Annotated in this window: 15 protein-coding genes and 3 pseudogenes; 8 read left to right on the top strand and 10 right to left on the bottom strand. The window is 70.9% G+C overall.

All coding sequences use genetic code 11. The features are described from left to right. Positions 1-5: 5 nt before the first annotated feature. Positions 6-824: pseudogene (locus B4U46_RS00775) on the bottom strand (IS701 family transposase); the annotation flags it as partial. A gap of 122 nt (positions 825-946) precedes the next feature. On the opposite strand from B4U46_RS00775, the gene B4U46_RS00770 reads away from it, so the two are divergent. After that, positions 947-1,489, top strand: coding sequence for a DUF6882 domain-containing protein (locus B4U46_RS00770; protein ID WP_079423143.1), 543 nt, complete (start codon positions 947-949; stop codon positions 1,487-1,489). On the opposite strand, the gene istB is transcribed toward B4U46_RS00770, so the two are convergent. The 6 genes and pseudogenes from istB to B4U46_RS00745 form a co-directional block, all read right to left on the bottom strand. Beyond that, positions 1,486-2,238: an IS21-like element helper ATPase IstB gene (gene istB / locus B4U46_RS00765; protein ID WP_079423141.1), complete on the bottom strand. Its 753-nt coding sequence runs from the start codon at positions 2,236-2,238 to the stop codon at positions 1,486-1,488. The genes B4U46_RS00770 and istB overlap by 4 nt on opposite strands. After that, positions 2,238-2,915 carry a Mu transposase domain-containing protein gene (locus B4U46_RS00760; protein WP_237292454.1) on the bottom strand — a complete coding sequence of 226 codons (678 nt, stop codon included), beginning with the start codon at positions 2,913-2,915 and terminating at the stop codon, positions 2,238-2,240. Before B4U46_RS00760 ends, istB begins: the two co-directional genes overlap by 1 nt. Positions 2,916-3,173: 258 nt before the next feature. Then, positions 3,174-3,341, bottom strand: a pseudogene (locus tag B4U46_RS00755) (transposase); the annotation flags it as partial. 177 nt (positions 3,342-3,518) lie between these two features. Continuing rightward, positions 3,519-4,157, bottom strand: coding sequence for a DUF998 domain-containing protein (locus B4U46_RS00750; protein WP_159402042.1), 639 nt, complete (start codon positions 4,155-4,157; stop codon positions 3,519-3,521). A 725-nt stretch (positions 4,158-4,882) separates the two neighbouring features. After that, complete coding sequence (locus tag B4U46_RS37160) at positions 4,883-5,041, bottom strand: MFS transporter (RefSeq protein ID WP_148095255.1); 159 nt, start codon at positions 5,039-5,041, stop codon at positions 4,883-4,885. Further along, positions 5,038-5,958: a LysR family transcriptional regulator gene (locus B4U46_RS00745; protein ID WP_079431467.1), complete on the bottom strand. Its 921-nt coding sequence runs from the start codon at positions 5,956-5,958 to the stop codon at positions 5,038-5,040. The genes B4U46_RS37160 and B4U46_RS00745 overlap by 4 nt, the downstream gene beginning before the upstream one ends. Before the next feature lie 136 nt (positions 5,959-6,094). Here B4U46_RS00745 and B4U46_RS00740 point away from each other — a divergent pair, with 136 nt between their 5' ends. The 6 genes and pseudogenes from B4U46_RS00740 (at position 6,095) to B4U46_RS38650 (ending at position 10,678) form a co-directional block, all read left to right on the top strand. Next, complete coding sequence (locus B4U46_RS00740) at positions 6,095-6,460, top strand: carboxymuconolactone decarboxylase family protein (protein WP_079423136.1); 366 nt, start codon at positions 6,095-6,097, stop codon at positions 6,458-6,460. A gap of 385 nt (positions 6,461-6,845) precedes the next feature. Continuing rightward, positions 6,846-7,640 carry an SDR family oxidoreductase gene (locus tag B4U46_RS00735; protein WP_079423134.1) on the top strand — a complete coding sequence of 265 codons (795 nt, stop codon included), beginning with the start codon at positions 6,846-6,848 and terminating at the stop codon, positions 7,638-7,640. Between the two features lie 269 nt (positions 7,641-7,909). Next, the gene (locus tag B4U46_RS00730) at positions 7,910-8,503 is read left to right on the top strand and encodes a hypothetical protein (RefSeq protein WP_079423133.1); all 594 of its coding nucleotides are present in this window, start codon (positions 7,910-7,912) and stop codon (positions 8,501-8,503) included. Positions 8,504-8,746: 243 nt separating this feature from the next. After that, positions 8,747-9,493: pseudogene (locus B4U46_RS37155) on the top strand (cytochrome ubiquinol oxidase subunit I). After that, positions 9,490-10,428 (top strand): alpha/beta hydrolase family protein, encoded by a 939-nt coding sequence (locus B4U46_RS37150; RefSeq protein ID WP_237292446.1) that lies wholly within the window; start codon positions 9,490-9,492, stop codon positions 10,426-10,428. Before B4U46_RS37155 ends, B4U46_RS37150 begins: the two are co-directional and overlap by 4 nt. Then, a complete protein-coding gene (locus B4U46_RS38650; RefSeq protein WP_237293409.1) occupies positions 10,388-10,678 on the top strand; it encodes a hypothetical protein in 291 nt (96 codons plus the stop codon). Before B4U46_RS37150 ends, B4U46_RS38650 begins: the two co-directional genes overlap by 41 nt. Here the strand turns inward: B4U46_RS38650 and B4U46_RS40510 are convergent. Next, entirely contained in the window at positions 10,652-10,918 is a 267-nt protein-coding gene (locus B4U46_RS40510; RefSeq protein ID WP_159402149.1) for a VOC family protein, read from the bottom strand. The two genes, B4U46_RS38650 and B4U46_RS40510, sit on opposite strands and share 27 nt — an antisense overlap. Positions 10,919-11,553: 635 nt before the next feature. After that, a complete protein-coding gene (locus B4U46_RS00710; RefSeq protein ID WP_159402041.1) occupies positions 11,554-12,048 on the bottom strand; it encodes a DUF4232 domain-containing protein in 495 nt (164 codons plus the stop codon). Positions 12,049-12,885: 837 nt separating this feature from the next. Between B4U46_RS00710 and B4U46_RS00705 the strand changes: the two genes are divergently transcribed. Further along, positions 12,886-13,197 carry a hypothetical protein gene (locus B4U46_RS00705; RefSeq protein WP_079423128.1) on the top strand — a complete coding sequence of 104 codons (312 nt, stop codon included), beginning with the start codon at positions 12,886-12,888 and terminating at the stop codon, positions 13,195-13,197. Positions 13,198-13,250: 53 nt separating this feature from the next. Here the strand turns inward: B4U46_RS00705 and B4U46_RS38640 are convergent, their stop codons facing one another. Further along, positions 13,251-13,373 (bottom strand): HINT domain-containing protein, encoded by a 123-nt coding sequence (locus B4U46_RS38640; RefSeq protein WP_221265292.1) that lies wholly within the window; start codon positions 13,371-13,373, stop codon positions 13,251-13,253. Positions 13,374-13,425: the final 52 nt, after the last annotated feature.

Here is a 13,425-nt window from a genome sequence, read left to right as displayed (position 1 = left end):
GAGCTCTTGGCGGGGATTTCGTCGGGCAGGTTCGAGATCCAGCACTTGACCGGCTCGTCATGTCCCTCCGGCCATTGGGCGATCAGCCAGACCGGAGGGATCGTGCCGTCGGCGGCGGGTTTGGGCCGTCGGCCGGCGAGGCGGACGCGCAGGAGCACGAAGTGCGCGCTCAGCGCGGCCTTGGAGCCCTTGCGCCAGGTCAAGGTCCGTCCCCGGCCCCGGCCCGCGGCCATCACGTGTTCGCGTAAGGAGACCGGGCGGGTGCGGTAACGCGGCAGCGGACGCGGCCCGAGCCCCCCGTATGCGGGCTGGTGCGGTTCCGTGTCCTGTCCGTGGGCGGTCATCTCAGCTTTCGCCTGGAGGACGTAGGCGAGTCCGTGGCCTTCCAGGCCGTGGCGGAAGCCGGCGTTCGCGCCGTAGCCGGTGTCCGCCACCAACGCGGCGGGCCGCGGCCCGGCCTCTGCGAGTTCGTCGGGCATGTCCAGGACGAGCTGCCCCTTGGGGCGGTGGTGTTCGGTTTCGGGGATCCGGCATGCCTTGCGCCGACCGGCTGCCTCGGCCCTGTCCCAGCTCTCGGGCAGGAACAGCCGCCAGGACAGCGGGCACGAGGCCGTGTCGGAGGCGGCGTGGACACTGACGCCGATCTGGCAGGTGCCGACCTTGCCCAGCGTGCCCGAGTACTGCCGGGCCACCCCAGGCGACGAGACGCCGTCCTTCGGGAAGCCGGTGTCGTCCACCACCCACACCTGCGGACGGACCGTCCGCACGGCCCGCCATGCCAGCCGGGCCCGGACATCCTCGACCGGCCAGGTCGAGGACGTCATTGTGAACGTTCGCGTTATTCCCCAGGGGTAAGTTCACGTAATTCCCCACCTGGTCGGCTGGCGTGGGGCCTGGGCATGAGGGGGTCGTCGGGTGGTCTGCGGCCTCTGGCAGACTTCGCGGCATGGGATTGTTCAAGCGGGCCAGGAAGTCGGAGAGCCCTGCTCAGGGAGTGGATCCGGCTGACCTGAGCACGCTGCTGCTGCAGGGCAAAGACGCGATCGACCAGCTGGCTCGGGCGCACGTGTCCTGGGGGCTGGGCTCGGCGGACCGCTGGGGCCTGGATCAGAGGACGGGCCTCATCACGTGGACCTTCCCCGAGAAGACCGCGACGGCGCCCGCGCAGATCCTGGCGAGCTTCAGCCCTTCGTCGGGCTCGTGGCTGTGGGCCTGGGCGAACGAGAGCATCCTCCCGGAGATGAGCCGCGACGCCCGAAGCGTTCGGGACTGGGCAGAAGCACATGGCCATCACGCTCTGGCCCAACCGAAGGTCGACGCCGACGAGCAGACGGCGGCAACCCTCGCGGCTCTGGCCGTCCGGATCACCAGGGCAGCCGGCTTCTATAGGGGCCCGGGCGGCAACTCCGTCGCGATCATCACGTTCGGGCCGGTCACGTTGACCGCTGCGGATGGCAGCACGTCCACCTTCAACATCAATATCGACTAGCGGAACCGGCAGCGCGGTGCCGTGAGGGATCGGTGCCTGGCCTTCAGCAGGGCAGGCACCGACTGACTGGTGTTGATCAGCCAATCCAGCAGCGACTCGGCGACGACCGGGTTCGGGAAGAGGGGATACCAGTCGCTGGGCGCCCGGTTGCTGGTGATGATCAGGGACCGGCCCTGCCGTTCGCTGACCAGTTCATGGAGGTCATCGGCCTGGGATGCTCCGAGCTGGCGCATGGGGAAGTCGTCGAGGATGAGCACGTCGGGCCGTACCAGTTCACGGATCCGCTTGTCCCAGGTGCGGTCCGCGTGGCCGCCGGCGAGGTCCGCGAGGATCCGGCTGGTCTTGGCGAAGCGGACGTGGGCGCCCTGGCGGACGGCGAGGTGGCCGAGGTCCTGGGCGACGTGTGTCTTTCCGACCCCGACCGGGCCGAAGAGGATGACCGACTCGCCCGAGTGGAGCCAGCGCAGGGCTCCGAGGTCGCGGATCTGGGCGGCTGGCAGTTTCGAGGAGGCGGTGAAGTCGAACTCCTCCAGGGTGACTTGCTGCTCGAACTTCGCCCGGGTCAGGCGCCGTTGGAAGGCGACGGTCTCGCGGCGGGTGATTTCGTCCTGGCAGGGGACCTGGAGGAAGTCCAGGTGCCCGAGCTCGCCGCCGTGGGCCTGGGCCAGGCGGGCATCGAGGGTTTCCAGCATCCCCGAGAGCCGCAGTGACTTCAGAGACTCACGCAGGGCAGAGTCCATCACGCTCATCAGATGCTTCCCTCAGCTTCGCCGTGGACCTGGTCGTCGTGGATCTCGTCCGCCGTCTCGGACGGGGCGACGGAGGCGAAAAGTCGCTTGGGCCCGTGGAGGAAGGCTGCGGCTCCCGCGTCGCCGCTGGATTCGGGCTCCGGATCGGTCTCGGTGCCGGCGATCAGGATGCCCTTGATGGTGCGGTAGGACGGATCTCCGACGGTGATGGCCCTCGCGCAGGCGGCCTCGAGCCTCGCGTCGCCGTACTTCTTCTTCAGGCCGAGGATCCCCTGGGCGGCGCGGAGCCGGTAGAGGGCGTTGACCTCCAGCAGCTGGTCGACGACGGTCCGGCAGGCGTCTCCGACCTCTGATGCCTGGGTCCGGCACCAGATCGGCGTGCGCATCTGGAAGGCGATCTTCTCCGGCGGGTAGTCGGTCCTGTCGGTGCGTTTGCCCTGCTCAAGTGCCACGTGGGTCTTGACCAGGTCGCCGTCGAGGAAGATCTGCACCATCGTGGCGGTCGAGCGGACGTCGACCCTGCGGCCGATCAGTTTCCAGGGAACCGAGTAGAGGGTGCGGCCGACCTTGATGTGGATGTCCGGCCCGACCAGCGCCGTCGACCAGCGGGCCAGCACGAACGGGGTGGGCGGCAGCGGCAGCAGGGTCTCGGCTTCGATCGCCTCGAACACCGCCATCGGGGCGGCTCCCTGCAGCGGTCGGCACTGCCGGCGGCCGGCCACCTTTGGGCTGACCATCGGCCTTCCGAACCACAGGCCCAGGGCCGCCCACACGCCTCCGCGATGACCAGGTCACTCGATCCCGAACTCCGTCGTACCCATGGCCAATTAGGAGAAGTCGGGATGAGGAATTACATGACGCTCAAACCACCTGAGATGGGGAAAAACGCGAACGCTCACAGTCATGAACTGCTGAAACTACTGGTGATCGATACCGAGCCGCTCGGCCATCGGCTGCATCGACTTCCGCCGGCCGTCCAGCAGCAGCCCCCGCAGATACATGGCACCCTTCTCCCGCTGGTCCCGCCGCACCAGCGGCGCGAACACCTCGGAAGCGAACGCCTCCAACCGGCCCCGCACCGCCGCAAGCTCCCCAGCCCTCATACAGCCAGCGAACTACCGCACACCCGACAAGACTCGGAGCCCCTGCGGCCATCGACGATTTCCAGCGGAAGATCACGAGGCTGGAGCGGCACAACGCCTGACCAACCTCTGCGTTGGAGGAGGCCCGATCCGGTAGCGATGCCGCGAGGGAGGTCGACCGGGGCCTGACCAGAGCTCTCAACCAGCGCGGCTGAGACGCTCTGCGGGCACCGCCTCCTGCATTCGACCTGCCCGATGGATGAGGCCACGAACGCCAACAGCAAGCACCCAGAATAGGAGAGGAAGCGCGGCGACGCGCTCCATACCGCCCATGCCGAGACCGAGGTAGTGGTGGGAGAGGAACAGTCCGAAAGCCGTGATTGCGGTGACTCCCAGCAGGCTGGTGCCCCACCGCAGTGGGGCAGGAACGTGTTTTGCCAGGCCGAACCCTGCCAGGAAAAGACCGGTGTTGCCCGTCGCCATGATGAGAAGGGCTCCCAAGGCGTGCTGGTTCTCGTTGATGTCCGCGGGAGCCAGCCCGGCCAAAACGAATCCCACGCCGGCACCGGCGAGCAGCAGACGAGCCATGGCAGCGGCCGGGCCCCTGCGCCACAGGACACCACCGGGCAGGGCGACGCCAACAACGAGCAGAGCTCCTAGAGTGATGAACGAGGCATTCATCAGGCCGTGCTCGGGGGAGCATATATACCGCGGCGCAGGCTCTGACTGCAGGGCGCAGTGGGCGTTTCCTAAGTCGCTGATGTTGTTCCGTGCCCAGCTGTATGGTCTTGTCCAAGCCGACTCGGCAATCCCGTGGATGACGAAGAACTGCACCACCCCCACGATCCAAGCCGAGTACCCGATCCGGACCCTCACCTGTCCACCTTCCGTCACGCGAATCCCGTGCGGACAGCCGATCATGCGACGCCGGACTCAGGCACTCCGACCAGCCATAGGAACGGGGTGGGGAAGACCCCACCCCGGCCGGGCACAGGAGTTCTCGGAACGAAGCTCAGGGCCCCACCTAACGAGTCCCGTCACAAGTAGCGCCACATGTGTTGCACACGATATGGTCGGTTACACCTGCGCTGAGCTGCACAAAGTGACCTTCACTCGCCTCGCGCCACACGGTTACCCCAAGAGAAGGCGGCCCACCGCCTTCGCCGTCACCTGCGTCTGCGGCCGGTCGGCTGCGGGGGCGAGCTGTCGGCCGTCGAGTCTGTGCCTGGCCGGCTTTCCCGGGGCGGATGCGGGTGCCGTTGAGGAGGAGGTCGGCTGTTGGGCCTCATGGTGATACCGCGCGGCCGGGGCCTTCCTCCAAGTCCGACGGCGCCGAAGACGGCGAGAACGAGAAAGGCTGAGGGCCCAGGCCCCGGCCGACGTGCTGGCCGGGACCTGGGGGTGGCTCAGTCGTCCTGGCTGTTGGTGTGCTTGGGCAGGCAGAACATCAGTGCCCACGCAGGGCGAGGAGGCCGCTGACCACCACAGCACGGTGACGAACGCGTCGCGGCTGACCGCGCCGCCGGGAGAGCCGCCGGTGATGGCGAAGAACACGACGGCGGTCAGCCCGGTACCCAGCGCGATACCCAGGTGATGGCGGTGTTGAACAAGCTTGAGGCCGAGCCGGCGTCCTCGTACGGGACCCTGGTCAGCGACAAATCGGCGAGCGGGCCTGAGACCATGCCCAGGCCGACGCCGATCAGCACCACCGGAGCGATCATCGCCACAAGGGAGGGTCCGCCGACCGTGCGTCCGCAGGGACGGAGCCGAGCGCGCACGCCGTATGGGCATCGGCCAGGGCGGCCGCCACGGCGTCCACGAGCTGGTCGGGGGCGTCCGCCCGGCGGGCCAGCACGACACGGCTCGGAGGGTGGCCGTCGACCGGGACGAACACGACGCCCGGGCGCGCGTGCCTGTGTGCGGCCCCGGCCGGCAGCAGCCCCGTCACCCCGTCCCACACCACCGCGTGCAGGCATTCCTCGGCGGACGTCACCACCGGGCCGGGCGTGTCCTCGTCGGCGGCGAGCCAGTACGCGCGCCACCTCTCGTCCGTTCCGGCCGGCAGCCGAAAGCGCGGCCGCTCGGCGAGTTCCCCCACATGCAGTCGCGGCCGTGCGGCGAGCGGGTCGCCCGCGGGCAGTGCCACCACCAGGGGCTCCGTCCCCAGCTGACGTATGGTCAGCCCCGAGGTGTCGAAGGGGAGCCGGGTCAGCGCCAGGTCGGCCCGCCGCTCGCGCAGCCCTCCCGTCGGATCGGTCACGGGTGCCTCGTGCAGCCGGACGCGCAGCCCAGGGCGGGTGCTGCGCAATGCGGCGAGGGCGGCGGGCCCGGCGTCCAGACCCGCGCCGGCAACGATGCCCAGGACGACCTCGCGCACGGACTCCGCGGCACGCACCAGCTCGCGGGCGCGCTCGGCCCGCGCCAGCAGGTCGCGGGCCTCGGGGAGAAGAACTTCCCCGGCCGCGGTCAGGCGCGCCCCGGTCGGGATCCGCTCGAACAGCCGGCACGCCAGGTCCGCCTCCAGGTCGCGGATCCTGCGGCTGAGGGGTGGCTGGGCGAGATTGAGCCGCACGGCGGCCCTGCCGAAGTGGCCCTCCTCCGCGACCGCCACGAAACAGCGCAACGCTCTCAAGTCCATGACCAGCCACGATACCGACAACGGCATTGCCCCTGCGGAACCGGTCTTGGACGCCGTGCGGGATCCGAGGTGAAGTGGAGCCGTCCCCCCTCACCGGGCCACTCGGCCCCCCGCTGCCATTCCGCGAGGAGTACCCATGTACGCGCACCCCGACGACCTCCACCGCGCCCGCTCCGTTGGCGCCGCCGCCGCGCCCGAGTTCGCGGCCTGGCTCGCCTTCCAGAACGCTGTCGACCGCGAGGACGGCGCCGTGCCACGCCGCTACCGCGAGCTGATCTCCGTGGCGGTGGCCCTCGTCACCCAATGCGCCTATTGCCTCGACGTCCACACCGCGGCCGCCCGTCGACACGGAGTCACCGCCGCGGAACTCGCCGAGACCGCCTTCGTCACCGCCTCCGTCCGCGCCGGCGGCACCCTCGCCCACGCCCTCCTCGCCGACCGCCTTTACGAACACCACGGTCACCACACCCCCTCCGCCACCCCGGCGACCCCCACCTGCTGAAGGCTTCCCCCTGAACGTGCCGGTTGTCTGTCGGTGGCTTGCCGCGGTTGTCGGTGCGATGTCGGTGGGATTTGACACCGTTCGAGAGGTCCTGCCGGACACCCGTCCGGCTCGGAGTTCGAAGAGGGGATCTCTCGTGCATGACGTGGTGATCGTGGGAGCCGGTCCGGTGGGTCTGGCCCTCGCCTGCGAGCTGGCCTCGCCGGCTGTTCCGTAGCGGTACTCGAACGGGAGCCGGGGCTCGGCTCCCCGTTACGGTCGGCCCCGCTCGGGAGGCGCGGGCTGTCCGGCGCATCGGTCGAGGCGTTCTACCGGCGCGGACTGCTGGAACCGCTGCTGGCGGCGTCGGGCGTCCAAGAGGTCTTCGGTCCGGCCCCCGACGCGGATGCGCCGGCGCGCCCCCGGTTCGCCGTGGTCGCACGAGCCGGCGCGGACGTGTACGAGGCGCGCCGGCTGGTCGGCTGCGACGGCGGACGCAGTACGGTGCGCAGGCTCGCTGGCTTCGAATTCGTCGGTACCGAGCCGCAGTTCACCGCTGCTGTCCGGAGACCTGCACGGTCCCGGAACCGGCCCGGCCGACATCGTCACCCGGGCCGCAGCCACAGGGGTTCGCCGGGTCGTCCTGCTCTCCACGCAGGGCGTGGCGACCAGGCCGTACGGTGCGACACGGATCGCGATGCGCGCACTGGAGGAAACGGTTCAGGAGTCCGGCATGGAGTGGTCGGTCCTCCGGCCGGGCGGCTTCGCCTCCAACGCCCTGTGGTGGGCCCGCTCCGTCCGCGCGCAGCGGGTCGTCGCCGTTGCGTTCGCGGATGTCGGCGTCCCGGTCGTCGACCCGTGGGACATCGCCGAGGTCGCGGCGGCCTGCCTGCTGGAGGACCGGCACTTCGGCGGCTTGTACGAGCTGACCGGCCCGGAGGTGATCACGCCGCGCCGACAGGCGCGAGCCGTCGCCACGGCACTCGGCTCGCCGTTGCGGCTCCACGCCCTGACCCGCGGCGAGGCCAGGGCCGCCATGGCCCGGAACATGCCGGCAGAGCCGGCGGACGACACCCTGGACATCCTCGGCGCGCCGAGCGACGCCGAACTGCGCATCAGCCCCGCCGTCCGGCAGGTCCTGGACCGTCCCGCACGCCCCTTTGCCGAGTGGGCTTCCCGCAACGTCGCCGCGTTCCGCTGAGCCGCCGCGCCCGCCCGGCAGGCTCCGCCACCCTGTAGTGCTCGGCCGGCGGTCTCCACGACGCGCCCCGCGTCGCCTCACGTGCAGTGGCCGAAGGCCGTGCAGGCCCGGCAACAGGGTGCGGGCGGGTGCGGGCGAACACCGGTGGGGGAGCCGGTGCTGACGTACGGTCGGGTGGTGAGCCGATGCCCGCGGCCGACACTCCACGCGTCGGCCGTCGGGGCGGCCGGGTCCTCGACGCGATGACCGGAACAGGAGGGGGAGCGGCGATGCTTCTCTATGCCCAGACCTCGGCACGGCGCGGCCGGCAGATCCTCGCGGACCTGATGGCCGTGGTCGTGATGGCCGCCGCGGTGTGGTTCGCGGTGGCCGTCCACGAGGCGATCATGCGGCTGGCCGAGCCGGGACGGAAGGTGGAGAGCGCGGGCGACGGCCTGGCCGACGCCGGTCGATCGGCCTCGGACGTGCCGCTGGTCGGTGGCCTGCTGAAGAAGCCGTTCGAGTCGGCGGCCCAGGCCGGCACCGGCCTCGCCGACGCCGGACAGTCGCTGCAGGATGCCGTCGGCCGGCTGGCCACCCTGGCCGCAGTCGTCCTGATCGTCGTCCCCGTGGCCTTCGTCCTCCTGGTGTGGCTTCCCCCGCGCCTGCGCTGGATCCGCCGCAGCGCCGCCCTGCGCAGCGTCCTCGACGCACCCGGAGGCGCCGACCTCCTCGCGCTGCGCGCCCTCACCGGGCCGGTGGCCGACCTCCGCGCGGTCCCCGTCCCCCCGGGCGGCCTGGCGGCCGCTTGGCGTCGCGGCGACGAGCGGGTCGTGGCCGCCCTGTCCGAAGTCGCCCTCAGGCGGGCGGGCCTACGGCTCTGACGCCCGCGCGTGCCGGGGCCTTCGGCGAGGTGGGGTTCACGGACGGCCCTGCCGGGTTTTCGCGGCGATGAGGGGCGGGACCTGCTCCGACGGGGCGTTGCCGACCGGCCGCGTGTCCCAAGGCCGCCCCGCCCAGGCCCCGGATCCGCGCCGAGGGTGCTTGCGTGGCCCTTCCGGCGCAGTCGGTCCCCTGGCCACGCCGAACCGGCCGGCCCGGGCGGTCGACGACACGAGGACAGACGCATGCACTCCACGGTCCCCTGCTGGCCGCCGACGCTCCCGCCCGGCTCCTGCCCGCCCGGCAGCTCATGGTGTTCACCCTCGCCTCCCACATCGTCCTGGTGCCGATGGGAGTGGCGCTGCCGTTCCTCACCCTCCTCATGCACCACCGCGGCCTGCGCCGCGACGACCCGGCGGCTCTGCTGCTTGGCCAGACGCTGGTCGGCGGTGATGGCCGTGCAGTTCGCGATCGGAGTCGTCACCGGCACCGTGCTGTCGTTCGAGTTCGGGCTGCTCTGGCCGGGGCTGATGGGCAGATGGGGCGACGTGTCCGGCGTGGGGTTCGGCGTGCAGGCGTGGGCTTCCTTCCTCGAAGCGGTGCTCATCGCCGTCTACCACTACGGCTGGCGCAGGCCGCCGCCCCGCACCCCCTTCCTCCTCGGGCACCCCCTGCCCGCCGCGACGCTGCTCAACGCCTTCGCATCTCCGCCAACGCGTGGATGAACACCCCGCGCGGCTTCCGCCTCGACCCCGACGGCAACCCGGTCGAAGTGGACGTCTGGAAGGTACTGGCACTTCGTGGTGGCCATGCTGATGACGGCGGGCTACATGGTGGCCGGTGTCTACGCCGTCGGGTGGTTGCGCGGCCGCCGGGACCGGTACCACCGCCTCGGCTTCACGGTCCCGTTCACGGTCGCTGCGGTGGCCGCTCCCGTGCAGCTCGTGCTGGGGGCTCGATCACCCGGGCGCTGTTCCCCAAGCAGCCCGTGAAGTTCGCGGCGATGGAGATCGTCTGGCGGACCGACAGCCGCGTGCCGGGGTACCTGTTCGGCCGTCTGCACCCGGCCGGAACGGTCACGGACGGCATCAAGTTCCCCCAGCCTGGCCGGCTGCGCCCGCGGCGGCGGCCCCGGTACTCCGGCCGCGGCCTCCAGCAGCCCGGCCGCCACCGCGGCTGCCGGAGTCACCCCCAGGTCGATGACCCTGTTCAAGGACCCGCGTACAACTTCGCCGGGCTCCTCGCACTGGGAGCCTCGGGCGCCGGAGCCGCGGAGGTCGGCGAGGTCCTGACGGCCGTCAACGCGATCAACGCGGCAGGCCTGACGGCGCAGTGGTACGTCAAGACGTTCCGCGAGCTCGGCGGCCGGCTCCTGGCGCCACCCCCGGGCGCCCCCGCCGACAGCCGGACCAAGCGGTTCCGGGCCCTGCGCGCCACGCAGTACTACGGGCAGGCCCTGTTCTTCGTCCTTGGCCCGGACGAGCCCGGCAGCGAGGAGCAGCTCTACCGCGCGGGGCCCTCCGCCTGGGGCACCTTCTGCGACCTGTGCGAGCCCGCCCCGGTGAAGGCGAACGTGCCCTACCGGTCCACACCGCTGCCGGTGTGGTTCTTCCGGCCCGACACGTCCGGCACTCGGCGCCCGACGGTGATCCTGACCAACGGCAGCGACGGCCAGAACGTCGACATGTGGACGTACGGCGTCCCGGCCGCGCGGGAACGCGGCTGGAACGCGCTCGTCTACGACGGCCCGGGCCAGGGCCAGTTGCTCTTCGTGGACCGCGTGGTGTTCACCCCCACGTGGGAGCAGGTCGTCGGCCCCGCTCGTCGACTGGCTGACGGTCCGTCCGGACGTCGACCCGAGCAGGATCCCCCTGACGGGCCTGAGCATGGCGGGCTGCCTGGAGCCGTGGCTGGGCTTCCCCCCTGAGATCTGGAAGATCCTCACCCCGGACAAGCAGCGGACGAACGACATCTGGAACAAGGAGGTTGCTCCCGGACTGCCACCGGATGCGGCCGCCGTGATGAAGAAGCGGTTCGAACCGTTCTCCGCGGCCGCGATGCTCGAAGCCCGCCAGGGCAAGCTGTTCACCGACTCCACACCCCCGCCAGCCGCATCCGGGCGCTGTCCGTTACCGACGCCGTCGGCCGCATCAAGGTACCGACGCTGGCCGAGCTGACCACTGGCCACAGGTTTCCACCAGTGCCCCGTTACACGGGAACGGTGGGGCGGAGGCCTGCCGCCGAGGGCGCGCGCGACGCGAGCGCACCACCGCCGGCCTGAAGAGTCCGTCCTCGCAGTTGAGACCAGCGAAGCTGACATCGGATTTCGGGTGAGGTTCGAGGCCGGTGGCCTGCTGATAGAACGCCGCCAGAGCCCGCGGATCCGAGCAGTCGAGCGTTATCGCGCACAGCTTCATCTTCAGGGGCCGTGACACCTCCGGGTCGATCGGTGGACGTTCGCGATGCACACCATAGAGGCGTGCACCCACTGCCTTCGCGATCATTGCCAGGGAAGAGCCGCACCCAACGGCTCTCCGGAGACACGATGAACCCAGACGACGTCGGCGTGGCGAGGAGCGGCGGGCAGCACCTGTGCGCGTGGGGGAGGGCGTGGCTCGCTCGCCCGCCCGCGCCCCGACGGAATACTCCGTGAACCACCACGCCCGCGGCCCGGCCCCGCTCCCGGACGCCCCCGGCCGGCGGCACAACGCCGGCACAACCGCCGATGCCAAGCCCGGCAGCGCTGTGCCCAGCCGACGCCCGAACCGGGTCGGCCGTCGACAGGGCCATCGGGCAGGGGAACGCCGGCTGGTTCGAAGGGACCTTCCACAACCTGCCGGGCAGCCACATCGGTGTCAGGGCACCAGCTATGCGGGCATCCCCTGGGGCAACTTGCTGGACCCGGAGAGGCCGACCACCGTGCGGTGACGACCGCTGCGGGTCGCCACAGCGGCGCAACCCCCGTCGTCTTGTCCGCGGCCGCATCCAGCGCAGTGGAACCGTGGTACGGGACGGCACGGAGCCGGCGCTGCGATGCACTCGGCCTCAGCGATCATTCCGAGGTCTGCACCGGGCCGATCTCGAACGCTCCGCACACCTGCAGGTGGTAGGGGATCTGCTCGGCCTGGAAGCTGTTCGGCGGGTAGACCTTGACGTAGGTGGATGTCGGCCGACAGCTCGCCACGGCCGGGCTGTTGGTGCGCAGGGCGGCGGTCACGGTCTCGCTCGGGGCGACGGACACCGTCTCCACCGCCTCACCTGTCCGCATCGCCGAGGTGCCGATCTGGCGGTGCCGTACGTCCACGACGCTCACGCCCGGGTATCCGCGCAAGGCGCAGGTGTGGGTCGAGGTGTTGGTGAACAGGATCGGGTAGTGCAACGACCCTGCGGAGCCTTCAGGGTCGCCGACGGCCAGGTCCAGGTCCGAGACATGGCAGGTCGGGGTCATGGGCAGGGCCGACGCCTGTGCTGCGCCGACCAAGCCGCCGGTGGTGACCAGGAGGGCCGCGGAAGCGATGGCCGCGGCCCGGGTCCGGAAGGTGCTCATGGCGCTAACTCCTGTGTCAGCGATGGGACATACGCGTGAACCGGCGAGACGATGTCGATCCGGTGACAGCCGAGAGGGACCGGGCCGGGGAGCCGGCATCCGGCTCTGCGCACAGTGGGACGTCCGCAAAACGCGCCCGGCGCTTTCGCCGAGGCCCGACCGGGTGGTGCGCACCTGTGGCTGTACTGCGGTGCGTGATGGCACCATTTTACCGTTTCGGCGTCCCGGCGGCCTTCCGGCACCGGGCCCGACCGCCTGGTCGGCGCGAAAGGGCGGGATCGAGGACGTCGTGGCGCGGTCGGCCGACGCCCGCGAGGCGGGCTCGTGGCAACGTATGGCCCCCGACCGAGGCAGGCACCACGCCGCGTGCGTCCGGAAGCTGACATGATCCGGATCCGATCAGCCGCCGCTCGGCCAACCGCACGGACGGACAAGCAGTACCCCTTCCTGCTGGTGGTGGCTTACCTGCCGAAGAGGTTCATAAGGATGATCGCCGTGAGGTTCGCGAGGATGATGCCGACGACTCCGATGATCATGGCCCAGGCTCGGGCTGATTCGTCCAGATGCACGTGTCCTCCCGTTCGGGCGTGCGGTCCCCCTCATGCCGGGTGCTGGCGCGCCCTCCCTTCCCGGCTCCCAGCCATAGTGGCCCGGTCGGCCGTGGGGCACACCTCGAGGCAGAGCTGAACGGGCATCCGGTGCCGGGCCCGCACCAGGCCGGGGCGCACCCGGATCAACCTGTGGGGATGCCGGTCAGCAACCCTGCTCCCTGCGCAGGCCGGGAAGACCGGGCATGCCCGAGTTCCCCCAAGCGGTCGCTCCCGGCGGGGGTCCACGGTGTACGCGCCCGCCTTCGACCGTTGCCTGGAGGAGCCGATCGCGGGCAGCATCCCGGCTGCCCGGGACGTAACGCTGGTGATCACCGAGGGGAACTACCTGCTGCACGACGCGGGGGAGTGGGCCGCGGTACGGCCGCTGCCGGACGAGGCCTGGTACCAGGACCCGTCCGACGACCTGCGCCTGGAACGGCTGCTCGCCCGTCACGTCAGGCACGGCAAGGACCCGGCGGACGCACGCTCCCGGGTGACCCGGTCGGACGAGCCCAGCGTCCGCCTCGTCGCCCTGGGCCGCCACCGCCGGTCGCGCTGAGCGAGCTGCTGTTGTCGCCCCCGCCGACGGTGAGGTCGGTGAAATCGCGGTCGTCAGGGGGTGTAGATGGCCGCGTCGACGCGACGCGGACCCGTGGCCCCTGTCTCGGGGTCGGTTGCCAGGACCTGGTCGCCGGCCGCGATGTCCTCGATCGGCCGGGTGGTCCGGTCGCCCATCAGGACCCGGCTACCGGCAGGGAAGCTGTGCTTCGGAGTGAGGCACGGGATG

The sequence above is a fragment of the Streptomyces katrae genome, from assembly GCF_002028425.1.
Taxonomy (GTDB): domain Bacteria; phylum Actinomycetota; class Actinomycetes; order Streptomycetales; family Streptomycetaceae; genus Streptomyces; species Streptomyces katrae_A.
Note: the sequence above shows the minus strand (reverse complement) of the source record. Positions and strands in the feature narration are given on the sequence as shown.

Coding starts and splice junctions, on each gene's coding strand:
- B4U46_RS00770 (WP_079423143.1), top strand. CDS start 947: ATGGGATTGTTCAAGCGGGCCAGGAAGTCGGAGAGCCCTGCTCAGGGA.
- istB (WP_079423141.1), bottom strand. CDS start 2,238: ATGAGCGTGATGGACTCTGCCCTGCGTGAGTCTCTGAAGTCACTGCGG.
- B4U46_RS00760 (WP_237292454.1), bottom strand. CDS start 2,915: ATGGCGGTGTTCGAGGCGATCGAAGCCGAGACCCTGCTGCCGCTGCCG.
- B4U46_RS37160 (WP_148095255.1), bottom strand. CDS start 5,041: ATGATCGCTCCGGTGGTGCTGATCGGCGTCGGCCTGGGCATGGTCTCA.
- B4U46_RS00745 (WP_079431467.1), bottom strand. CDS start 5,958: ATGGACTTGAGAGCGTTGCGCTGTTTCGTGGCGGTCGCGGAGGAGGGC.
- B4U46_RS00740 (WP_079423136.1), top strand. CDS start 6,095: ATGTACGCGCACCCCGACGACCTCCACCGCGCCCGCTCCGTTGGCGCC.
- B4U46_RS00735 (WP_079423134.1), top strand. CDS start 6,846: ATGCGCCGGCGCGCCCCCGGTTCGCCGTGGTCGCACGAGCCGGCGCGG.
- B4U46_RS00730 (WP_079423133.1), top strand. CDS start 7,910: ATGCTTCTCTATGCCCAGACCTCGGCACGGCGCGGCCGGCAGATCCTC.
- B4U46_RS38650 (WP_237293409.1), top strand. CDS start 10,388: ATGGCGGGCTGCCTGGAGCCGTGGCTGGGCTTCCCCCCTGAGATCTGG.
- B4U46_RS40510 (WP_159402149.1), bottom strand. CDS start 10,918: ATGAAGCTGTGCGCGATAACGCTCGACTGCTCGGATCCGCGGGCTCTG.
- B4U46_RS00710 (WP_159402041.1), bottom strand. CDS start 12,048: ATGAGCACCTTCCGGACCCGGGCCGCGGCCATCGCTTCCGCGGCCCTC.
- B4U46_RS38640 (WP_221265292.1), bottom strand. CDS start 13,373: ATGGGCGACCGGACCACCCGGCCGATCGAGGACATCGCGGCCGGCGAC.